Here is a 21315-nt window from a genome sequence, read left to right on the forward strand (position 1 = left end):
AAGCGGCTATCCGGGTAGCAGATTTGACGCGCTTTCTTCCTGCAGCTTGTCGCTTGACGCTTGCAGCTGCCTTACTGCGATTTCCGGACCCGCAGGTACCATTCGGAAAGAAGCCTTACCTGTTTATCGGTGTAGCCCCGCTCGACCATTCGTGTGACGAAGTCGTTGTGCTTCTGCTGATCCTCTTTGCTGGCCTTCGCGTTGAAGCTGATGACCGGCAGCAGGTCTTCGGTATTCGAGAACATCTTCTTCTCGATCACCACCCGCAGCTTCTCGTAGCTCAGCCAGGTCGGGTTCTTGCCGTTATTGTTGGCGCGGGCGCGCAGCACGAAGTTGACGATCTCGTTGCGGAAGTCTTTCGGGTTGCTGATACCTGCCGGTTTCTCGATCTTTTCCAGTTCCTCGTTCAACGCCACCCGGTTGAGGATCTCGCCGGTTTCCGGATCGCGATATTCCTGGTCCTGAATCCAGAAGTCGGCGTACAGCACGTAGCGGTCAAAGATGTTCTGTCCATATTCGCTGTAGGACTCGAGGTAGGCGGTCTGGATTTCCTTGCCGATGAACTCGATGTAGCGCGGCGCCAGGTATTCCTTGATGAAGCGCAGATAACGCTCGCGGGTTTCGGCCTGAAACTGCTCCTGCTCAATCTGCTGCTCCAGGACGTACAGCAAATGAACCGGGTTGGCGGCAATTTCGTGAGGATCGAAGTTGAAGACCTTCGACAGGATCTTGAACGCGAATCGGGTCGAGAGACCGTTCATGCCTTCGTCGACACCGGCGCTGTCGCGGTATTCCTGAATCGACTTGGCTTTCGGGTCGGTGTCCTTGAGGTTCTCGCCGTCGTACACCCTCATCTTCGAATAGATGTTGGAGTTGTCAGGCTCCTTAAGCCGCGACAGCACGGTGAACTGCGCGAGCATTTTCAGGGTGTCCGGCGCGCAATGGGCTTTGGCCAGAGAGCTGTTGAACAGCAACTTGTCGTAAATCTTGATCTCGTCATTAACGCGCAGGCAGTACGGCACCTTCACGATGTAAATCCGGTCGATGAACGCTTCGTTGTTCTTGTTGTTGCGGAAGCTGTGCCATTCCGATTCGTTGGAGTGGGCCAGCAAAATACCGGTGAACGGAATCGCGCCCAGGCCTTCGGTACTGTTGTAGTTACCTTCCTGAGTGGCGGTCAGCAGCGGGTGGAGCACCTTGATCGGCGCCTTGAACATTTCCACGAATTCCATCAGGCCCTGGTTGGCCCGGCACAATGCGCCCGAATAGCTGTAAGCGTCGGCGTCGTTCTGTGGGTATTCCTCGAGCTTGCGGATATCGACCTTACCCACCAGCGCCGAAATGTCCTGGTTGTTCTCGTCACCGGGCTCGGTTTTGGCGACGGCGATCTGGTTAAGGATGGAAGGGTAGAGCTTCACCACTTTGAACTGACTGATGTCGCCACCGAACTCGGCCAGTCGTTTGGTCGCCCATGGCGACATGATGGTATTGAGGTACCGGCGCGGGATGCCGTAGTCCTCTTCGAGGATCGTCCCGTCTTCGGTGGGTTTGAACAGGCCCAAAGGGGATTCGAAAACCGGTGACCCTTTGATGGCGTAGAACGGTACTTTTTCAACCAGCGATTTGAGTTTTTCAGCCAGGGACGATTTACCACCGCCTACCGGGCCGAGCAGGTAAAGGATCTGTTTCTTCTCTTCAAGGCCTTGGGCGGCGTGGCGGAAGTACGAGACGATTTGCTCGATGCAGTCTTCCATGCCGTGGAATTCTTCGAACGCGGGATAGCGCCGAATGACCTTGTTGGAGAAGATTCTGGACAGCCTGGAATTGGTCGACGTGTCGAACAACTCAGGCTCACCGATGGCCATCAGCAGACGTTCTGCGGCGGAAGCGTATGCGCTGCGGTCGGTTTTGCAGAGCTCCAGATACTCCTGTAGCGAGAGCTCTTCCTGCCGTGTCGATTCAAAGCGTTGTTGGAAGTGGCTAAAAATACTCATGACGTCACCTCGCTCGATACGTGGAGCCGGCGGCGGGTCGTCAGTTGATGCTGGATGGCAGCCGATCACGCGGCTGCCATTACCCCCCAAACACCATAAAAGTAGCGACCGATGACCCACGCGCCGGTGTACCGGCTCTCCCCTGATTCGGATGGCCTGAGCCTAAGAGTAGTTCGGATTCGGGCACAGAAAGAAGCGATGGGTATGAAGAGGGCATACCCGTTCGTCAGAAGAGGGCGCGAGCCCGCGTAGGACGCGGGATAGCGGCCAGCAAAAATATTTTTCGATCAGCCTTGTGCGGTTTCTTCGGGAAATTTGGTTTTCCACAACTCAAAACCGCCATCCATGCTGTAGACCTCGGAGAAGCCCTGACCTACAAGATAGGCTGCTGCGCTCTGGCTCGAATTGCCGTGATAGCAGAGGACGACCAACGGTTTGTCCAGATCGGCCTGACGGATGAAGTCGGCGATGGAATGGTTGTCGAGGTGATGGGAGTCCGGAATGTGCTGGGTCGCGTAGGTCTGCGCGTCCCGTACGTCCACCAGCACCGCGCCTTGTTCGCGCAGGGCATGGACTTGTTCGGGTGAAATGCGTTTGAAGTCAGTCATGGCTCGGGCTCCTGGGCCGTCGGGTCCTCGAACGGTCGAGAACGTAGGGGAAATTACTGGTGCAGCGGAATTGGCTCGTTGACGGAGGATGTCGCAGGAGCGGGTGCCTTTGCGTTGCCACGCTCGTCGCATTCGCAACGAATCAGCACGCGGGTGTCGACGTTGAGCAGCGTCATCGCGCCGCCCCAGACACAGCCCGTGTCCAGCGCATAAACCCCGGGCTCGTCACATTGGCCTTCAAGTGCGGCCCAGTGGCCGAAAATGATACCCACGCCTTTGGTCTTGCGCTCTTTGTGCTTGAACCACGGCGCGTAGCCCGCCGGCGCACTGTCGAGACCTTCCTTGCTTTTGAGATCAAGCTTGCCGTCGCTGGTGCAAAAACGCATGCGCGTGAAGTAGTTGGTAATGACCCGCAGCCGGGTGACGCCCTGCAAATCCTTGTCCCACTTCGCAGGTTCATTGCCATACATGCCGTCGAGAAAAGGCTCGAAGCGATTGTCATCGCGCAGCGCCTGCTCGACTTCTTCGGCGCAGCGCAGCGCTTTTTTCAGCGTCCATTGCGGCGGGATTCCGGCATGCACCAGTGCGATATCGCGTTCGGCGTCGTAATGCATCAGCTTCTGTTGGCGCAGCCAGTCGAGCAGCACGACGGCGTCCGGCGCTTCCAGAATCTCCCGCAGCGTGTCGCCTTTCTTCAGGCGCTCTATATTGCGGCCGGCAGCCAGCAGGTGCAGGTCATGATTGCCCAGCACGCAGACGACCGAGTCGCGCATGGCATAGAGATAACGCAGGGTTTCCAGTGACTGCGGGCCTCGGTTGACGAGGTCGCCGACCAGCCAGAGCGTGTCTTTGCCGGGCTCGAATGCAACGCGCTCGAGCAGGCACTTCAGCGGTTCAAGGCAGCCTTGCAGGTCACCGACTGCGTAGACCGCCATCAGTGAAGCGCCCCCGGTACGGCCAGACGGAAGGGAGCGATGACAGCGTCGAAGCGCTTGCCGTCTTCTCCGAGCATTTGATACGTGCCCTGCATGTTGCCCACCTTGGTGGTCATCACGGTGCCGCTGGTGTAGGTGTGGCTTTGTCCTGGCTGGATCAGCGGTTGCTGGCCCACGACGCCGTCGCCGCGAACCTCTTCAACCTGACCGTCACCGTCGGTGATCACCCAATGGCGTGACAGCAGCTTGGCTGGCAGTTCGCCGTTGTTGTGCACGGTGATGGTGTAGGCGAAGGCGAAGCGGTTGTGCTCAGGCTGCGATTGTTCCGCCAGGAAACGGGTCTCGACGCTGACGTCGACCTGGTAACGAGAATCAGACATGCAAGAGGCCTTAAAAGCGAAAGCGGAGAAAGCCGGAAGTGGCCAGGTTGGAAATCAGTCTAGGACATGTCACGGATAAGCAAGTACTCAGGCTTTGACCGGACATGTCCCCAGAAGGTCAGGCGACGACAGGCTTTTCGCTGAGCGTGTCGGCCAGGCGAACAAACGCCGCCAGGTCCAGCTGCTCTGGACGCAGGCTGCCATCGACGCCGGCTTCAGTGATTTCCTCGCTGGTCAGCAGGGCCTTCAACGTGTTGCGCAGGGTCTTGCGGCGCTGGTTGAACGCTTCGCGGACGACCCGCTCAAGGACGCGGTGATCCTTGGCCGGGTGCGGCAGGGTTTCGTGCGGCACAAGACGAACGATGGCCGAATCCACTTTCGGCGGCGGATTGAACGCGCCCGGGCCGACGTTGAACAGATGCTCCACGCGGCAGTGGTACTGAACCATGATCGACAGGCGACCCCAATCCCCGCCGCCAGGACCTGCCGCGAGACGCTCGACCACTTCTTTCTGCAGCATGAAATGCATGTCGCGGATCAGGTGGGCGTTCTGCAGCAGATGGAAAATCAGCGGCGTCGAGATGTTGTACGGCAGGTTGCCGACGACGCGCAGGCTGTTGGGTGCGGCATTCAGGCTGGTGAAGTCAAATTTCAGCGCGTCACCCTGATGCAGGCTGAAATTTGGCTTGCTGCCGAACTGATGCATGAGGATCGGCACGAGGTCTTTGTCGAGCTCGACGACGTCCAGTTGCGCGCCGCTGTTCAGCAGGCCTTGGGTCAGAGCGCCTTGTCCCGGGCCGATTTCCAGCATGCGGTCTTCGGCCTTGGCACGGATGGAGCGCAGGATCTTGTCGATCACGCCAGCGTCATGCAGGAAGTTTTGGCCAAAACGCTTGCGCGCCTTGTGTTGGTATTGCTCGTTCATGAATGGGTCTCGGCCATCTGATAGGCGGTTTCCAGAGCGACCCTGAGGCTGCCGGTGTCAATCTTGCCGGTGCCTGCCAGATCCAGCGCCGTGCCGTGATCCACGGAGGTGCGAATGATCGGCAGGCCCAGCGTGATGTTGACGGCGGCGCCGAAGCCTTTGTACTTCAGCACGGGCAGGCCCTGGTCGTGGTACATCGCCAGCACTGCGTCGCAGTGCTCCAGATATTTGGGGGTAAAGAGCGTGTCGGCGGGCAGCGGGCCATATAGATCCAGGCCCTCGCTGCGCAGAAGCGCCAGAGTAGGTTCGATGATGTCGATTTCTTCGCGGCCCAGATGCCCGCTTTCGCCGGCATGGGGGTTGAGGCCACAGACCAGAATCCGCGGGTGGGCGATGCCGAATTTGTTGACCAGATCCGCGTGCAGGATGCGTGTTACACGCTCCAGCCGTTCAGCAGTGATCGCATCGGCAACGTCACGCAGGGGCAGGTGAGTGGTCACCAGCGCCACGCGCAGATCTCCGGTCGCCAGCATCATCACCACCTGTTCGGTGTGGGTCAGCTCGGCAAGGAATTCGGTGTGGCCGGAGAACGGGATGCCACTGTCGTTGATCACGCCCTTGTGCACCGGCGCTGTGATCATGCCCGCGAAGTGGCCATCGATGCAGCCCTGGCCTGCTCGGATCAGGGTTTCGAGCACGAAACCACCGTTGGTCTTGTCGAGCTGGCCGGCAACGACTGGCGCCTGAATCGGCGTGTCCCAGACATACAGACTGCCAGCGGGGGCGGGGGCATCAGGCCATGCGGCGGGTGTGACGGGGATCAGGCTGACAGCCACGCCCAGCTGGGCGGCCCGCTCGGTGAGCAGGTCGCAGCTGGTAATGGCAATCAGGGGATGGGGCTGGGACTGCGCGGCGAGGAGCAGGCAAAGGTCAGGGCCTATGCCGGCCGGCTCGCCGGGTGTCAGGGCGAAACGCTGTGGTTTCACTTGGCCGCCTGATCAGCTCCGGGGAGCTTGATCTCGACGTAGGCTTCATCACGGATCTGACGCAACCAGGTTTGCAGTTCTTCGTCGTACTTGCGGTTACGCAGCACGGTCATCGCCTGTTGCTCACGCGCCTGACTGGTACTGTCAGTCGAGCGACGGCCGAGGACTTCCAGAACGTGCCAGCCGAATTGGGTCTCGAACGGCTTGGACACGACACCCTGAGCGGTCTCGTTCATGACGTCGCGGAACTCCGGAACCAGCGAGCGCGGGTCAACCCAGTTCATGTCGCCGCCGTTAAGCGCCGAACCCGGGTCTTCGGAGAAGGCCTTCGCCAGTTCGCCGAAGTCTTCGCCATTCTGGATGCGGTCGTAGATACGTTGAGCCAGCAACTTGGTTTCAGCCGGGCTGCGGATTTCGCTTGGCTTGATCAGGATGTGACGAACGTGAACCTCGTCGCGCATCTGGGTCTGAGTCTCGCCACCGCGTTTTTCCACCAGTTTGAGAATGATGAAGCCGCCCGGTGTACGCGCAGGAGGGGTAACCTCGCCCGGACGCATCGACGACAGCATGTCGCCGAACGGAGGCGGCAGTTGAGCGGCTTTACGCCAGCCCATGTCACCGCCGTCCAGAGCACTTTCACTGGCCGAAGACGCGATCGCCATCTGCTCGAAGTTCGCGCCTTGTTGCAGCTTGCCGTAGAGGTCCTTGGCTTTGGCTGCAGCGGCCTGAATCTGATCCGACGTCGCGCTGTCCGGCGTCGGGATCAAGATGTTGGCCAGGTGGAACTCTTCGGAAAACTGAGCTTTGCCCAGATCGGAGGCCAGAAAGTTCTTCACTTCCTGCTCCGAGACCTGGATGCGTTCGGCAACCCGGCGCTGACGCACACGGCTGATGATCATTTCCCGACGGATCTGCTCACGTGCGCTGGTATAGGACAGCCCGTCGTGGGTCAGTGCAGCCTTGAACTGGTCAACACTCATGTTGTTGCGTTGAGCGATGGTGGCAACTGCCTGGTTCAGCTCTTCATCGCTGATGCGAATGCCGGAGCGTTCGCCGATCTGGATCTGCAGGTTTTCCAGGATCAGACGATCCAGGACCTGAGACTCCAGTGCGCTGGCAGGCGGAACACCTTGCCCGCGCTTGGCGATGGTTTGCTGAACCTCACGGGTGCGCTGGTCGAGCTGGCTTTGCATGACCACGTCGTTGTCGACGATGGCAACTACCTTGTCGATGGTGCGCACTTCAGCGTGCGCAACAGTACCGATAAGCAGCGCGCCCAGCATCAGCGGGCGCAGACAATCAGAAAGCTTGGTCTTCACGTTCACGATAACCTTGGATGCCTTTGTCGAGGAAGCTTTCAACTTTTTGGCCAACGACGCCGCCAAGTCCCTTCAACACGATTTGTAGGAAGACGCCGCGGTCGCCTTTCTCGTTCTGCGGTATCTCTTGGGTGGACTCGTCATAGTCGACCCAGTACCGGTTGATCAGACGCAGCTTCCAGCAGCAGTTGTCATATTCAAAACCACCAAAGGCTTCGAGGGTACGGTCACGGTTGTAGTCGTACTGCCAGCGGGCGATTGCGCTCCACTGCGGAACCACAGGCCAGATGACCGAGAAGTCATGTTGCTGAATCTTGTAGTAGTCCTTGATGACCCTGCCATCCGGGTAGGTGTAATCACCCCCGCCTACGCTCCAGCGACCTGTAGTCTGGTCGTAACGGACCTGGTCGTTGCGATAGCGATACCCGGCGTTGATGACCTTGCCCGGCTCGTCTTCAGGCTGGTAGTGGAACATTGCGCTGCCGGAGCGTGTGCTGCGGCTGTCCGGGTCCCAGTTGAAGTCCGACGTGGCACGCCAGTCGCGGTTGAAGCGGTATTCGTATTCGAGCGCATACGGCGACACGTCAGACTGAGCGTCTTTGCGGTCTTCGAAGGCAATACCTGGCAGTTGCACCTTGCGGTCGGCGAAGTACACCGCCTGACCGACACTGACGCGCTGACGTTCGAAGCCGTTGTCTTCGATCCAGCGGTTGGTCACGCCCAGCGACAGTTTGTTTTCGTCGCCAATGCGGTCGGAACCGACGAAGCGGTTGTCGCGAAACAGCGAGGCGTAGTTGAACGTGGTTTCGCCACTGTCGAAGATCGGAATGTCGCTCTGATCTTTCTCTGGAACGTAGAGGTAGTACGCACGAGGTTCCAGAGTCTGGCGGTAGTTTTTACCGAACCAGTTGGTGTTGCGATCAAAGTACAAGCCGCTGTCGACGCTGAAGATCGGCACCGCGCGGTCAACACCGCTGTCGAAGTTCTCACGAGTAGTCGAGTTCAGATTGGCAGCCGAATCCAGGTAGGCCTTGCCTTGCCCGTCCAGATCCAGATCGTACTTGGTGTAAACGTACTTCAGTTTCGGGGTCACAAAACCGTAGCTGGCAGTCAGCGGCAGGCTGATCGACGGCGCGAGGTTCAAGCGGTCGCCGTTCGCGCGAGCCAGACCCGTGACGTTCGTATCCAGTCGATTGCTGAAAATGCCGTCTTCGTCGCTGTACTGGCCAGTGCGCAGATCACGATCAAAGCGAACCAGCTCAGTCTCGTAATCGAACTTGAAGCCTTCAGGGCGATACGGCAGCGAGCCGTTCAGCGTGAGCTGAGGCAAGCGACCATAAGGCGTGATCTGAGTCACGGTGGTCAGCTGATACTGCTGGGCATTCAACGTCGCGGTGTAGTTGTCACCACGGTAGTAGACCGCACCCTGCTGGTTCAGATAGTCGTGAGTGCTTACGCCTTCCTGACCGCTTTTCAGGTCCTTGAAGTAGTACGGATCACTCACCTTCGTGTAGTCGATCTTGCTGGTCAGGCGCGAATCCAGACCACTGCGATCCTGCCAGTTGACCAACCAGCGGGTGTCCTTGTAATCCGACTGCAGCTTGCGATCGTCGTTGTCGTCGTTCAGGTAAGCCGCACCGAACTGACCTTCGCTGGTCTTGGTCAGGTAACGGAACTCGCCTTCCAGCAACATGCCACGCTTGGCCATGTAGGTCGGGTACAACGTGGCGTCATAGTTCGGCGCCAGGTTGAAATAGTACGGGGTGAGCAACGAGAAGCCGGTGTCGGTGCCGGTACCGATGGTCGGTGGCAGGAAGCCGGACTGGCGACGGTCGTCGATCGGGAAATAGATGTAAGGCGTGTACAGGATCGGAATGTCATGAACGCGCAGTGTGGCGTTGGTGGCAGTACCGAAACCGGTGGCCGGGTTCAGGGTGATGTTGTTGCCCTTCACGGTCCACGAGTTGCTGTTCGGTTCGCACGTGGTGTACGTGCCGTCCTTCAAGCGGATGATCGCGTTCTCGGCACGACGAGCGTACAGGGCGTTACCGCGAACGTTGTTTTTGTGCAGCACGTACTCGGCGTTGTCGACTTTGGCTTCGCCGGTGTCGAGCTGGACTTCAGCGTGATCGCCGACGATCAGGGCGCCGTTGTCGCGCAGACGGACATCGCCGTTCAGCTCGCCACGGTTCTCGGCCTGGTGAAGGCTGGCTTCGTCAGCCTCGACCTGCATGCTGCCCTGACGCAGGACAACGTCACCGGCCAGGGTCGCAACCTGCTCTTCCTGCTGATAACGCGAAGCCTTGGCGCCGATGAACGTCGGTGCGTCGCTCTTCGGCGTCTTGTCGTCCATGCCCGGACGGATCGGTTCGATGTAGGCGCCCGAGCAGTACGGACCGGTCTCAGCCAGTTGGGCTGCGGTCAGTTTCTCGCGCGGAACCCAGTCCAGGTGGCTGTAATCGGCGCTGCGCGATTTCAGGCCACGGCCCTTGGCCTCGGTGACCAGCATCGTTTTGGGCACGACTTCGCCGTCGGAAGTGGTGGTCGTCTGAGCGCCATCTGCCGTGCTGCTGTTGGACGAAACACTGTTGGCGTCGTGCACGGGGCGCGGAGGCAACTGGGCTGCGTTGGTTTTCGGAGAGCAATCCCATGCACCTGTTGCAGACACCGAGCAGTCATACTGTTCGGCGGCAACCACGTACGGGACGGCCAGGGGTTGCATCGCCAGCAAACTGCCGGTTACGAGCAACGGAAATTTTTTACGAAACGCGGGGGATTTCAATGCCATCTTATTAGTCCGGGCTTCCTGCGCGCCATCTGCCCGCGGGGGGGCCGCACGCCTCTCGATGGGCTGAAAAAGATGTCGGATAATAAAGCATGACCCGCTTGACGGCTAGCGCCGTCGGAGACCCTTGCAATGCCAGATCAAGATGTACGCCTGCAACACCTGAAAGTTTGGCTCGATGAGCAACTCCCGCGTTTATTTGAGGCCCAGGGCTGGGGGCCAATCCCCCCGGCCACGTTGACTGCCGCCAGTAGCGATGCCAGTTTCCGGCGCTACTTCCGCTGGGAGGGGGAGGGCCGCACTTTTATTGTCATGGACGCGCCGCCCCCCCAGGAAAACTGCAAACCCTTCGTGGATATCGCTCATTTATTGAGCGGGTCGGGCATTAATGTTCCGAAAATTTATGCCGAAGACCTGAGTCAGGGCTTCCTTTTGTTGAATGACCTGGGTCGTCAGACCTACCTGGATGTGATCGACGAGCGAAACGCCGATCAGCTGTTCATTGACGCAATCGACGCACTGCTCGCCTACCAGCAACTGCCGATGGACGCGCCGTTGCCGAGTTACGACGTGGCACTTCTGCGCCGCGAGCTGGAACTGTTCCCCGAGTGGTACGTGAAGCGCCATCTGGGCGTGGAGTTCGATCAGGCGCAGCAGGCCAGTTGGCAGGCTGTCAGCGATCTGCTGATCGAGAGCGCGCTGGCCCAGCCGAAGGTGCTGGTGCACCGCGATTACATGCCGCGCAACCTGATGCTCAGCGAACCGAACCCTGGCGTGCTGGATTTTCAGGACGCGGTGTACGGCCCGGTTACCTACGACATCACCTGCCTGTTCAAGGATGCATTCCTGAGCTGGCCGGAGGCGCGCGTAGCCGGCTGGCTTGAGCTGTATTGGAACAAGGCCGTCGCGGCGGGCATCCCGGTGCAGGACGAATTCGATGAATTCCGTCGTGCCAGTGATTTGATGGGCGTGCAGCGGCATTTGAAAGTGATCGGTATTTTCGCCCGTATCTGCCACCGTGACGGCAAACCACGCTACCTAGCCGATGTGCCGCGCTTCTTCTCCTATATAGAAGCGGTGTTGGCGCGACGCCCGGAGTTGGTTGAGTTGAGTAATCTGTTGACCAGCCTTGGCCATACAAAACCGACACAGGCAAAACCAGCATCTGTCGGGTAATGGGATGGACTGCCATTGAAGAGGGACTGCACGTGAAGATTGTCTTGATGAGGGCCGCATGAAAGCGATGATTCTGGCGGCGGGCAAAGGCGAGCGCCTGCGCCCGTTGACCCTGCACACGCCCAAACCGCTGGTGCGAGCCGGCGGCGTTCCACTGATTGAATACCACTTGCGCGCGATCAAAGCGGCCGGCGTTGAAGACGTTGTGATCAACCATGCGTGGTTGGGCCAGCAGATCGAAAATCATCTCGGCGACGGTCGCCTGTGGGGTTTGAATATCCGCTACTCCCCTGAGGGCGAGCCCCTTGAGACGGGCGGCGGGATCTTCCGTGCGCTGCCGCTGCTGGGCGACGAGCCTTTTATCCTCGTCAACGGTGACATCTGGGTCGACTTCGATTTCAGTTCATTGACGAAACCGCTCAAGGGGCTTGCCCATCTGGTGCTGGTGGACAATCCGCCGCATCACCCCGCGGGCGATTTCGCGCTGGTCGACGGGCAGGTGCACGACGACGCAGCTCAGCCGCGCCTGACCTACAGCGGCATCGCGGTCCTGCACCCGCAACTCTTCGCGGGCTGCAGCGGGGGCGCATTCAAGCTGGCGCCCTTATTGCGTGACGCCATGGCGAAAGGCCTGGTGACCGGCGAACGTTTTGCCGGCCGCTGGGTGGATGTCGGTACCCATGAACGACTGGCCGAAGTCGAGCAGATCCTTGCGGTGAAGCCCTAGATGCTGTGGCCATTCACGGTGGTCGGCGGTGGCGTCGGGTATCTGATTGCCAGCATTCCCGGTGCCATGCTCGGTGCACTTCTGGGACAGGCGCTTGATCGGCGGCTGCATTTCCGGAGCTGGGCGGAGATGCGCGAGCGTGCCAGCGGCCGCACCGTACCGCGCGATGACGAGCTCATTTTCATTCTGTTGGGTCGTCTGGCGAAGAGCGAAGGTCGGGTGGTCGACGGGCATATACAGCAGGCGCGCGTTGAAATGCGCCGACTGGACCTCAGCGAGGCGGCGCAACGGCGGGCGATTCAGGCGTTCAATCGGGGCAAGGACGGGCGCGACAATTTGCGCGTCCACCTCACGCGCCTGAAAAGCCAGCCCCACGCGGCAGAAGGTTTGTTGCGCGCTTGTTGGCGCATGGCGTGGGCGGATGGCAGGGCGTCGCGCACCGAACGCGAGTTGATCGTGCTGTGGGGCAAATGGCTGGGCTGGGCTGCGGGCAAAGTCGAAGGGTTGTCATCGACCGAAGACGAACAACGTTCGAGGGGCGCTCCCGCCAGCAGTGGCGGCGAGTTTCAGGACGCGCTGCGTCTGTTGGGGGTGAAAGCGGATGCCGAACCTGCGCAGATCAAGCGCGCCTACCGTCGATTGCTGAGTCGTCACCACCCGGACAAGATCGCCGGCAGTGGCGCCAATCAACTACAGGTCCGTGATGCCACCGAGAAAACCCGCGAGCTGCATCATGCCTATGCAGTGATTCGCGATCGGCGCGGGTTCCGCTGACGCTTCCTTTTGAAGGCTGCCCGGCCCACGGGCAGCGTCGAAGGCGGTAATCGCTACTTTGCTGCGTCCCCTTCCAGCCAACCCCGGACGCGGCGAAACAGTTGATCCTGCTCCATCACCGGATTCCCGGGAATCGCACTCAACGCCACTTGGGTAAATCGAGCGTTTTTAGTTCGTTTGCTAACGTCCAGTCGGTCTTGTGCCTGCTGACGTGGCACCGGACGATCCTTGTTGACGAAGTCTGCTGTCGGGACTTTCAGCGTCGGCAGCAGCTCCATCAGCCCTGGTGTTTCCTTGCCGGTGTCCACGGCCGTGACCATGACCAAGCGTTGAATAGCCGGCGAGGGGCGCTCGCTCATGTATCGCGCTGCCCAGTAAGCGCCGCTGCCATGGCCGAGGAGGACGATGCTGCGGGCCTTGTTCTGCTGGGCGAACGCCACGGCGCTGTCGATCCTGGCGAAGATTTTCTCGGCGTTGGCCTTGGCCATTTCCGCCTGGGCAGATGCCTGCTCGGCAGCCGCTGCAGCTTCCGCTTCGGCTGTGGCCGCAGGGTCGGGGGCTTTCACCGCAGCGTCTTTGGCTTTATCGCCGCCACCCGCCGCTGCCGGGGCATCCGCCGCACGGGCAAAAATACCGTCGTTGTGAGCGTCCGGCATGCTCAGACTGAGGCTGGACCACCCGACGTCCGGCAGCTTGCGACGCAGCGGTGCGACCGCAATCGGCCAATCCGCTGACTCATCGGCGCCCGGCACGATGATCACTGCGCCTTTGGGCTCATCGACGTTCGCCGGTTTCCACAACGCCAGAAAGGTCTCGTCGCCCGCCTGCAATTGCTGTTGCTCGACCTGCGGCACCTGACGCTCAAGCGCCAGGGTGTCTTCTTCGCTGCGCGACGGCAATGCGGCCCGCTCGACCGGCGCTTCAGCCGACTTGGCGTCTTTATCCGGCGCCGGGTCCGCGGCCATGACGAGCGGCGAGCAAGGTAGTATCAGCGTCAGGCACAGCGCAGGAAATAGTGCGCGGAGGGTGTAGGGCATCGAGTATTCCAAAGGCCGGAAACAATTCCGGCAGACTAATGGGTTGACGGCTGTTTGTCAGGCCAGGCAATCGCCGCGCTTCAGCGAGCGACAGGCACAGCGCATGATCGGCATGGAATTCAGAGAAATGGAGACGACAGTTTGAGAATCCGTGCGCTGTGCCTTCGGGTTATCGGCGATACCCGCGCGCTCTTGATCGGCCTGATGCTGATCGTGCTGCCGATGTCGCACCATGCCGTCGCCTCACCCACCCAGGCCGACCCCTTGAGCCGCGAGCAGCGGGAATGGCTGACCCAGCGCGGGCCATTGCGCGTCGGGCTCGTCCTGCAAACACCCTACGCCCAGCTCGATCGTCGCGCCCAGCAGTTATCCGGCGCCAACGTCGACCTCATCAATCTCATGGCAAAGACCCTCCGGGTGGAGCTGCTGTGGCGCAGCTATGCCGATCAGGCCGAGCTTGAAAAAGCCCTCGCCGATGGGCAGATCGACTTCGCCCCGGGCCTGACCCAGACGCCTGCCGGCTTGCGCCTGTGGCTGTATTCCGATCCGTACATGCGCGTGCCGCAGTTGATCGTCGGCGAACGTGATGGCGCCGGCGCGGTGGATCTGGAAAAGCTCGACAGCCAGGTGCGCGTTGCCGTGCGCATGCCCAGCACGACGGCCGACTACCTGCGCAGCAACTACACCCACCTCAATCTGCAAGGCGTGCCGCTCGAGCGTCAGGCTCTGCAGCTGCTGCTCAGCCAGCAGGCGCGCTACGCGGTCATTGATGAAGCGCAGCTCAGTCGTCTGTCTCGCGAGGCCGAGTTTTCCGGGCTTGCCGTGGTCGGTGACATCGGCTTTCCGCAGTTGCTGCGCGTGGCCTCCCGAAGGGACACGCCGCAGCTCGCCGAAATCATCAGCCAGGCATTGAGCGCCATTCCGGCCCGGGAGCTCGAGCAGTTGCACACACAGTGGCTGCAGCCCAAATACCCGCAGATCAGTGAATCGCCGGGGCTGTGGAAGAACATCGCGCTGCTGCTGTTGGTCCTGCTCCTGGCCAGCGCGGCGATTGTTTACTGGCAGCGCAAACAACAGCAGCAACTGGAGAAGCAGCTGCTCACTGCGCGGGATGACATTGCCAAGCGACTGGCAGGGGAGGAGGCATTGCGGCTGGCGCAGTTCTCCATCGATCAGAGCACCGTCGGCATCCTCTGGGTCCACTGGGACAGCCATGTGCGCTACGCCAATCAGGCCGCCGAGACCATGCTGGGCTATGCGCCCGGCGGGGTAGTGGACCGGCCGCTGATTGATTTCGAGCCGGGGCTGAACATGGATCGCTGGCTCAATCTGTGGAAAACCGCGCGCTCCAGCGAGGAGGGGCCGCAGAACTACGAAAGCAATTGCGTGCGCGCCGATGGCAGCATCCTGCCTGCCGATGTGTCACTGAGCTTTCTGCGCTTTCGCGACGCCGAGTATCTGGTGGTGTTCATCACCGATGTGACCGAACGGCGCCGTTCCCTGGCCGCGCTGCAAGAAAGTGAAGCGCGCTTGCAGGTGCTGGCCGAGCAGTTGCGCGAGCTGTCGGCGCACCTTGAAACCGTGCGCGAAGAAGAAAAGGCGCGCATCGCCAGGGAGGTTCACGACGAGCTGGGTCAGATGCTGACCGTGCTCAAGCTGGAAACCTCCATGTGCGAACTGGCTTACGCCGATCTCGACCCTGGCCTGCGGGATCGGCTGAACAGCATGAAACGCCTGATTGCTCAGTTGTTCCAGTTGGTGCGAGACGTGGCAACCGCCCTGCGGCCACCCATTCTCGATGCAGGCATCGCCTCGGCCATTGAGTGGCAGGCCCGACGCTTTGAAGCGCGCACCCAGATCCCCTGCCTGGTGCAGGTGCCGGACAATCTGCCCAGCCTGCCGGACGCAACGGCCATCGGGCTGTTTCGCATTCTTCAGGAGTCGCTGACCAACGTCATGCGCCATGCCGAAGCGCACACGGTCGAGCTGAGCCTGACGCTGAGCGACGGCGTGCTGTGCCTGCGCATCGCCGATGACGGCAAGGGCTTCGATCTGGGCGCCGAGCGTCCGGCCTCGTTCGGACTGGTGGGCATGCGCGAGCGGGTTCTGATCATGGGCGGGCAATTGCATCTGGACACCTTGCCCGGAGAAGGCACAACCTTGCGCATCCACATTCCGCTGGACCCGGTCGCTGAGGAGCACGTGCATTGATTCGCGTATTGGTTGCCGAAGATCACACGATTGTCCGAGAGGGCATCAAACAGCTGATCGGCCTGGCAAAGGATCTGCAAGTGGTCGGGGAGGCCGGCAATGGCGAGCAGTTGCTGGAGGCGTTGCGTCACATCCCGTGCGAAGTCGTGCTGCTGGATATCTCCATGCCAGGGGTCAACGGCCTGGAGGCGATCCCGCGAATCCGCGCGCTGAGCAATCCCCCTGCGATTCTGGTGCTGTCGATGCACGATGAGGCGCAAATGGCCGCGCGGGCCCTGAAGGTCGGCGCCGCCGGGTACGCCACCAAAGACAGCGACCCCGCGTTGCTGCTGACAGCGATCCGGCGAGTGGCCGCAGGCGGGCGCTATATCGACCCGGACCTGGCTGATCGCATGGTGTTTGAAGTCGGGCTCACGGACAGCCGGCCGTTGCACTCATTGTTGTCCGAACGCGAGTTTTCAGTGTTCGAACGCCTGGCCCAGGGCGCCAACGTCAACGACATCGCCCAGCAACTGGCGCTGAGCAGTAAGACCATCAGTACCCACAAGGCGCGCCTGATGCAAAAGCTGAAAATCAACTCGCTGGCCGAGCTGGTGAAGTATGCGATGGAGCACAAGCTGGTCTGAGATCACCGGTCTGAAAACGACCTGTCAGAAGACCTTTATTAACGCCCTCGTGGCCAGGTGCGCTCCGGCAAAATGACCGCAATCCCTTGTAGGAGCGAGCTTGCTCGCGAAGACGCTATTTCAAGCGCCGAATTACTTTCAGGCAGCGTACCTATCCCCGCCATCCCTGTAGGGCAATCCCTACCCGAAACCTTCCACCCCACCTAGGCCATTCTCTCTCACGCCCCGATTTGCGCGGCCTTCAGCCTCATCTAGGCTTGATCCCTACGGTGGATCAAACAAAGGTGTGGGCAATGAGCAACGTCGATTCAAGCGCTGGGGCGAGTGATGTTCTGGTCAGCTTTCGTGGTGTGCAAAAGAGCTACGACGGCGAAGCCCTGATCGTCAAAGACCTCAACCTGGATATTTGCAAAGGCGAATTCCTCACCCTGCTCGGGCCATCCGGTTCCGGCAAAACCACCAGCCTGATGATGCTCGCCGGCTTCGAGACACCGACTGCTGGCGAGATCCTGCTGGCCGGCCGTTCGATCAACAACGTGCCGCCGCACAAGCGCGACATCGGCATGGTGTTCCAGAATTACGCGCTGTTCCCGCACATGACCGTCGCTGAAAACCTGGCGTTTCCGCTGTCGGTGCGCGGCATGAGCAAGACCGACGTGGCCGAAAAGGTCAAACGCGCCCTCGACATGGTGCAGCTCGGCACCTTCGCCCATCGCTACCCCGCGCAGCTGTCGGGTGGTCAGCAGCAACGTGTCGCGCTGGCCCGGGCGCTGGTGTTCGAACCGCAGCTGGTGCTGATGGACGAACCCCTCGGGGCACTCGACAAACAGCTGCGCGAACACATGCAGATGGAAATCAAGCACCTGCACCAGCGTCTGGGCGTGACCGTCGTTTACGTCACCCACGATCAGGGCGAAGCGCTGACGATGTCGGACCGCGTCGCGGTGTTCCATCAGGGCGAAATCCAGCAGATCGCCCCACCGCGCACCCTCTACGAAGAGCCGAAAAACACCTTCGTCGCCAACTTCATCGGCGAGAACAACCGCATCAGCGGCACCTTGCTCAGCCAGAGCGGCGACCGCTGCGTGGTGGGCCTGGCGCGCGGCGAAAAAGTCGAAGCGCTGGCGATCAACGTCGGTGCCACCGGGAGCCCGGTCACGCTTTCCATTCGTCCCGAGCGCGTGAACCTCAACGGCCGCAGCGAGAGTTGCGTCAACCGCTTCTCCGGCCGCGTTGCCGAATTCATCTACCTGGGCGACCACGTGCGGGTGCGTCTGGAAGTGGCCGGGAAAACCGATTTCTTCGTCAAGCAGCCCATCGCCGAGCTTGATCCGGCGTTGAGCGTTGGCGATGTCGTGCCCATTGGATGGCAGGTCGAGCACGCGCGCGCCCTGGACCCGTTGCTGGATGCACATTGATACACCTGCGGTACGCGTCAACCGAAGAACCCAGAGGCGAGCCAAATCGCCCCATCGCTTAACCAACATTGTTCGTGGAGAGAAAAACTGATGCTCAAGACATTGAAGCTCACCGCCTTATCGGTCGGCATGATGTGCGCCGCGCAAGCCATGGCAGCGGACCTGACGGTCATTTCCTTCGGTGGCGCGAACAAGGCGGCCCAGGAAAAGGCCTTCTACGCGCCGTGGGAAAAGGCCGGCAACGGCAAGATCATCGCGGGCGAGTACAACGGTGAGATGGCCAAGGTCAAAGCCATGGTCGACACCAAGAGCGTGACCTGGGATCTGGTGGAAGTGGAATCGCCCGAGCTGTCCCGCGGCTGTGACGAAGACATGTTCGAGTCGCTGGCCTCGGTTGATCTCGGCAACAAGGACAGCTACGTCAAGGGCGCAATCTCTGAGTGCGGCGTGGGCTTTTTCGTCTGGTCCACCGTGCTGGCCTACAACGCCGACAAGCTGAAATCCGCGCCGACCGGCTGGGCTGATTTCTGGGACACCGAGAAATTCCCGGGCAAACGCGGCCTGCGCAAGGGCGCCAAATACACCCTGGAATTCGCGCTGATGGCTGACGGCGTTGCGCCGAAAGACGTCTACAAGGTGCTAGGGACCAAGGAAGGTCAGGACCGCGCCTTCAAGATGCTCGACAAGCTCAAGCCAAGCATTCAGTGGTGGGAAGCAGGCGCACAGCCGCCTCAGTATCTGCAGTCGGGCGACGTCGTGATGAGCTCGGCCTACAACGGTCGCATCGCTGCCGTGCAGAAAGAGAGCAACTTGAAAGTGGTCTGGACCGGCGGCGTGTATGACTTCGACGCATGGGCCATTCCGAAGGGCGCGAAAAACGCTGAAGAAGCGAAGAAGTTCATCGCTTACTCCCTCAAGCCAGAGCAGCAAAAGACCTATTCCGAAAACATCGCTTACGGCCCGGCCAACACCGGCGCGGTCCCGTTGCTGAGTGCTGACACCCTGAAAAATATGCCGACCACCCCTGAGAACATCAAGGATCAGGTGCAGATCGACGTGAAATTCTGGGCCGACTTCGGTGAGTCGCTGGAACAGCGCTTCAACTCTTGGGCCGCCAAATAAGCGCACTGCCCAGTAAGCGCTTGGTTGTGAGTTAGATCCGGGTGCGTCGTCTGAACTGTCTGAAAGCAGAGCAGGGGACGCGCTCTTTGTTGAGAGATTTCGGAGTTCACTATGGCCACCGCCGTGCCCCTGACTGAAGGCGCCAGCCCGACCCTGAAGCAACGCCTGGCCCGTGCCGAGCGCGTCAATCGCTGGAAGGCTCAGGCGTTGATCGCGCCATTGGTGATCTTCCTGCTGCTGGTGTTTCTCGTGCCGATTGCGGCGCTGCTCTACAAAAGCGTCAGTAACCCGGAAGTGGTGGGTGGCATGCCGCTCACGGTGGTGGAAGTGGCGAAATGGGACGGCAAGGGGCTGCCGCCTGACGCGGTCTACAAAGCCGCGAGCCAGGACCTGGCCGAAGCGCGCAAGAATCAGACCCTGGGCGATCTGTCCAAACGCTTGAACCAAGAGCTGGCGGGCTACCGCAGCCTGTTGGCGAAAACGGCCCGCGCCATGCCATTCAAGGAAGAGCCGGCTTCTTATAAAGAGGCCCTGGAAGCCATCGATGAACGCTGGGGCGATCCCGCGTATTGGCAGGCGATCCGCCGCAACACCTCAAGTTTCACCCCCTATTACCTGCTGGCCGCTGTCGACCACCGCATCGATGACCTCGGTGAACTGGCACCGGCCACACCCGATCAGGCGATTTACATGGACATCTTTGCCCGCACCTTCTGGATGGGCCTGGTGATCACCGTGATCTGCCTGCTGCTGGCCTACCCGCTGGCGTACCTGTTGGCCAATCTGCCTGCGCGGCAGAGCAACCTGTTGATGATTCTGGTCCTGCTGCCGTTCTGGACGTCGATCCTGGTGCGAGTCGCCGCCTGGATCGTGTTGCTGCAATCGAGCGGCCTGATCAATGGCGCGCTGATGGCCATGGGCATCATCGATAAACCGCTGGAACTGGTGTTCAACCGGGTCGGTGTTTACATCTCGATGGTGCACATCATGCTGCCGTTCATGATCCTGCCTATCTACAGCGTGATGAAAGGCATCTCGCCGACCTACATGCGCGCGGCGATCTCCCTGGGCTGCAACCCGTTCGCCAGTTTCTGGCGCGTGTACTTCCCGCAGACCTACGCCGGTGTGGGCGCGGGCTGTCTGTTGGTGTTCATCCTTGCCATCGGCTACTACATCACCCCGGCGCTGCTCGGCAGCCCGAACGATCAGATGGTCAGTTATTTCGTGGCGTTCTACACCAATACCAGCATCAACTGGGGCATGGCGACGGCGCTGGGCGGGTTGCTGCTGCTGGCGACCGTTGTGCTGTACCTGATCTACAACTGGCTGGTCGGCGCCAGCCGCCTGCGTCTGAGCTGAGGAGAACGACCATGTTGAGCCCTTATTCCTCGCCGATCGAGCGGGTCTGGCATTACACGCTGCGCACGTTATGCGGGTTGATTTTGTTGTTTCTGGTGCTGCCGGTGCTGGTGATCGTGCCGCTGTCGTTCAACTCCGGGAGTTTTCTGGTCTACCCGCTGCAGGGCTTTTCGCTGCACTGGTATCAGGACTTTTTCGGCTCGGCCGAGTGGATGCGCGCGCTGAAGAACAGCCTGATTGTCGCTCCGGCTGCCACGGTGCTGGCGATGGGTTTCGGGACGTTGGCGGCCATCGGGCTGACGCGCAGTAACTTCCCTGGCAAGGCGCTGGTGATGGCGCTGGTGATTTCGCCGATGGTGGTCCCGGTGGTGATTGTCGGGGTGGCGAGTTACCTGTTTTTTGCCCCGCTGGGTCTGGGCAATAGCTATATCTCGCTGATCCTGGTGCACGCCGTATTGGGTGTGCCGTTTGTGATCATCACCGTGTCTGCCACGTTGCAGGGCTTCAATTACAACCTGGTGCGCGCAGCGGCCAGCCTGGGTGCTTCGCCGACGACGGCGTTTCGGCGTGTGACCCTGCCGCTGATTGCGCCGGGGGTGATCTCCGGAGCGCTGTTTGCTTTCGCGACCTCGTTCGATGAAGTGGTCGTCACGCTGTTTCTCGCCGGCCCAGGCCAGGCGACCTTGCCCCGGCAGATGTTCAGCGGCATCCGTGAAAACCTCAGCCCGACCATCGCCGCCGCGGCAACCCTGCTCATCGGATTCTCCGTGGTGCTGCTGCTGGTGCTGGAATGGCTGCGCGGCCGGAGCGAGAAACTGCGCACGGCGGTGGAGTGATCAAAACCCACCGGAGGAACTGGCTGAAACGAGAATGGTAGGACCGGCTTTAGCCGGGAAGACGTCAGGTGGCACACCGCAGATTAATAGCGCACTC

At 60.6% G+C, this 21315-nt stretch carries 18 protein-coding genes; 9 read left to right on the top strand and 9 right to left on the bottom strand.

Translation table 11 applies throughout. From position 1 onward, the window contains the following. Positions 1-71 precede the first annotated feature (71 nt). From BBI10_RS19905 to BBI10_RS19940, 8 genes are all read right to left on the bottom strand, one after another. Positions 72-1994 (bottom strand): PrkA family serine protein kinase, encoded by a 1923-nt coding sequence (locus tag BBI10_RS19905; protein ID WP_065991332.1) that lies wholly within the window; start codon positions 1992-1994, stop codon positions 72-74. 287 nt (positions 1995-2281) lie between these two features. Further along, positions 2282-2602: a thiosulfate sulfurtransferase GlpE gene (gene glpE / locus BBI10_RS19910; protein WP_065991333.1), complete on the bottom strand. Its 321-nt coding sequence runs from the start codon at positions 2600-2602 to the stop codon at positions 2282-2284. Between the two features lie 53 nt (positions 2603-2655). After that, entirely contained in the window at positions 2656-3537 is an 882-nt protein-coding gene (locus tag BBI10_RS19915; RefSeq protein WP_065991334.1) for a symmetrical bis(5'-nucleosyl)-tetraphosphatase, read from the bottom strand. Then, positions 3537-3917: a Co2+/Mg2+ efflux protein ApaG gene (gene apaG / locus BBI10_RS19920; protein ID WP_065991335.1), complete on the bottom strand. Its 381-nt coding sequence runs from the start codon at positions 3915-3917 to the stop codon at positions 3537-3539. Before apaG ends, BBI10_RS19915 begins: the two co-directional genes overlap by 1 nt. A 118-nt stretch (positions 3918-4035) precedes the next feature. Beyond that, positions 4036-4842: a 16S rRNA (adenine(1518)-N(6)/adenine(1519)-N(6))-dimethyltransferase RsmA gene (rsmA, locus tag BBI10_RS19925; protein ID WP_065991336.1), complete on the bottom strand. Its 807-nt coding sequence runs from the start codon at positions 4840-4842 to the stop codon at positions 4036-4038. Further along, the gene (gene pdxA, locus BBI10_RS19930; protein ID WP_065991337.1) at positions 4839-5828 is read right to left on the bottom strand and encodes a 4-hydroxythreonine-4-phosphate dehydrogenase PdxA; all 990 of its coding nucleotides are present in this window, start codon (positions 5826-5828) and stop codon (positions 4839-4841) included. Before pdxA ends, rsmA begins: the two co-directional genes overlap by 4 nt. After that, positions 5825-7147 carry a peptidylprolyl isomerase gene (locus BBI10_RS19935; protein ID WP_065991384.1) on the bottom strand — a complete coding sequence of 441 codons (1323 nt, stop codon included), beginning with the start codon at positions 7145-7147 and terminating at the stop codon, positions 5825-5827. The genes pdxA and BBI10_RS19935 overlap by 4 nt, the downstream gene beginning before the upstream one ends. Continuing rightward, positions 7128-9935 carry an LPS-assembly protein LptD gene (locus BBI10_RS19940; RefSeq protein WP_065991338.1) on the bottom strand — a complete coding sequence of 936 codons (2808 nt, stop codon included), beginning with the start codon at positions 9933-9935 and terminating at the stop codon, positions 7128-7130. Before BBI10_RS19940 ends, BBI10_RS19935 begins: the two co-directional genes overlap by 20 nt. A gap of 129 nt (positions 9936-10064) precedes the next feature. On the opposite strand from BBI10_RS19940, the gene BBI10_RS19945 reads away from it, so the two are divergent. Genes BBI10_RS19945 through BBI10_RS19955 form a run of 3 tightly spaced genes read left to right on the top strand, consistent with a single transcriptional unit; the run spans position 10065 to position 12609 of the window. Continuing rightward, positions 10065-11108, top strand: a complete 1044-nt coding sequence (locus BBI10_RS19945) for an aminoglycoside phosphotransferase family protein (RefSeq protein ID WP_065991339.1) — start codon at positions 10065-10067, stop codon at positions 11106-11108. A 58-nt stretch (positions 11109-11166) separates the two neighbouring features. Next, positions 11167-11835, top strand: coding sequence for an N-acetylmuramate alpha-1-phosphate uridylyltransferase MurU (gene murU, locus BBI10_RS19950; RefSeq protein WP_065991340.1), 669 nt, complete (start codon positions 11167-11169; stop codon positions 11833-11835). Further along, positions 11836-12609, top strand: a complete 774-nt coding sequence (locus BBI10_RS19955) for a DnaJ domain-containing protein (protein WP_065991341.1) — start codon at positions 11836-11838, stop codon at positions 12607-12609. A gap of 53 nt (positions 12610-12662) precedes the next feature. On the opposite strand, the gene BBI10_RS19960 is transcribed toward BBI10_RS19955, so the two are convergent. Beyond that, entirely contained in the window at positions 12663-13646 is a 984-nt protein-coding gene (locus tag BBI10_RS19960; protein ID WP_065991342.1) for an alpha/beta hydrolase family protein, read from the bottom strand. A 222-nt stretch (positions 13647-13868) separates the two neighbouring features. Between BBI10_RS19960 and BBI10_RS19965 the strand changes: the two genes are divergently transcribed. From BBI10_RS19965 to BBI10_RS19990, 6 genes are all read left to right on the top strand, one after another. Continuing rightward, entirely contained in the window at positions 13869-15857 is a 1989-nt protein-coding gene (locus BBI10_RS19965) for a PAS domain-containing sensor histidine kinase (protein WP_432213762.1), read from the top strand. After that, positions 15854-16483 carry a response regulator gene (locus BBI10_RS19970; protein WP_065991344.1) on the top strand — a complete coding sequence of 210 codons (630 nt, stop codon included), beginning with the start codon at positions 15854-15856 and terminating at the stop codon, positions 16481-16483. The genes BBI10_RS19965 and BBI10_RS19970 overlap by 4 nt, the downstream gene beginning before the upstream one ends. A gap of 293 nt (positions 16484-16776) precedes the next feature. After that, positions 16777-17901, top strand: a complete 1125-nt coding sequence (locus BBI10_RS19975; RefSeq protein WP_065991345.1) for an ABC transporter ATP-binding protein — start codon at positions 16777-16779, stop codon at positions 17899-17901. A gap of 90 nt (positions 17902-17991) precedes the next feature. Continuing rightward, entirely contained in the window at positions 17992-19023 is a 1032-nt protein-coding gene (locus BBI10_RS19980) for a polyamine ABC transporter substrate-binding protein (protein ID WP_065991346.1), read from the top strand. Between the two features lie 111 nt (positions 19024-19134). Beyond that, complete coding sequence (locus tag BBI10_RS19985; RefSeq protein WP_065991347.1) at positions 19135-20382, top strand: ABC transporter permease; 1248 nt, start codon at positions 19135-19137, stop codon at positions 20380-20382. An 11-nt stretch (positions 20383-20393) separates the two neighbouring features. After that, on the top strand, positions 20394-21218 hold the full coding sequence (locus BBI10_RS19990) for an ABC transporter permease (protein WP_065991348.1): 825 nt from the start codon (positions 20394-20396) through the stop codon (positions 21216-21218). Positions 21219-21315: the final 97 nt, after the last annotated feature.

The organism is Pseudomonas graminis (assembly GCF_001705435.1).
Taxonomy (GTDB): Bacteria; Pseudomonadota; Gammaproteobacteria; order Pseudomonadales; family Pseudomonadaceae; genus Aquipseudomonas; species Aquipseudomonas graminis_B.

Coding starts and splice junctions, on each gene's coding strand:
- BBI10_RS19905 (WP_065991332.1), bottom strand. CDS start 1,994: ATGAGTATTTTTAGCCACTTCCAACAACGCTTTGAATCGACACGGCAG.
- murU (WP_065991340.1), top strand. CDS start 11,167: ATGAAAGCGATGATTCTGGCGGCGGGCAAAGGCGAGCGCCTGCGCCCG.
- glpE (WP_065991333.1), bottom strand. CDS start 2,602: ATGACTGACTTCAAACGCATTTCACCCGAACAAGTCCATGCCCTGCGC.
- BBI10_RS19940 (WP_065991338.1), bottom strand. CDS start 9,935: ATGGCATTGAAATCCCCCGCGTTTCGTAAAAAATTTCCGTTGCTCGTA.
- BBI10_RS19965 (WP_432213762.1), top strand. CDS start 13,869: ATGTCGCACCATGCCGTCGCCTCACCCACCCAGGCCGACCCCTTGAGC.
- BBI10_RS19915 (WP_065991334.1), bottom strand. CDS start 3,537: ATGGCGGTCTACGCAGTCGGTGACCTGCAAGGCTGCCTTGAACCGCTG.
- BBI10_RS19985 (WP_065991347.1), top strand. CDS start 19,135: ATGGCCACCGCCGTGCCCCTGACTGAAGGCGCCAGCCCGACCCTGAAG.
- BBI10_RS19975 (WP_065991345.1), top strand. CDS start 16,777: ATGAGCAACGTCGATTCAAGCGCTGGGGCGAGTGATGTTCTGGTCAGC.
- BBI10_RS19945 (WP_065991339.1), top strand. CDS start 10,065: ATGCCAGATCAAGATGTACGCCTGCAACACCTGAAAGTTTGGCTCGAT.
- BBI10_RS19960 (WP_065991342.1), bottom strand. CDS start 13,646: ATGCCCTACACCCTCCGCGCACTATTTCCTGCGCTGTGCCTGACGCTG.
- rsmA (WP_065991336.1), bottom strand. CDS start 4,842: ATGAACGAGCAATACCAACACAAGGCGCGCAAGCGTTTTGGCCAAAAC.
- BBI10_RS19955 (WP_065991341.1), top strand. CDS start 11,836: ATGCTGTGGCCATTCACGGTGGTCGGCGGTGGCGTCGGGTATCTGATT.
- BBI10_RS19990 (WP_065991348.1), top strand. CDS start 20,394: ATGTTGAGCCCTTATTCCTCGCCGATCGAGCGGGTCTGGCATTACACG.
- BBI10_RS19980 (WP_065991346.1), top strand. CDS start 17,992: ATGCTCAAGACATTGAAGCTCACCGCCTTATCGGTCGGCATGATGTGC.
- apaG (WP_065991335.1), bottom strand. CDS start 3,917: ATGTCTGATTCTCGTTACCAGGTCGACGTCAGCGTCGAGACCCGTTTC.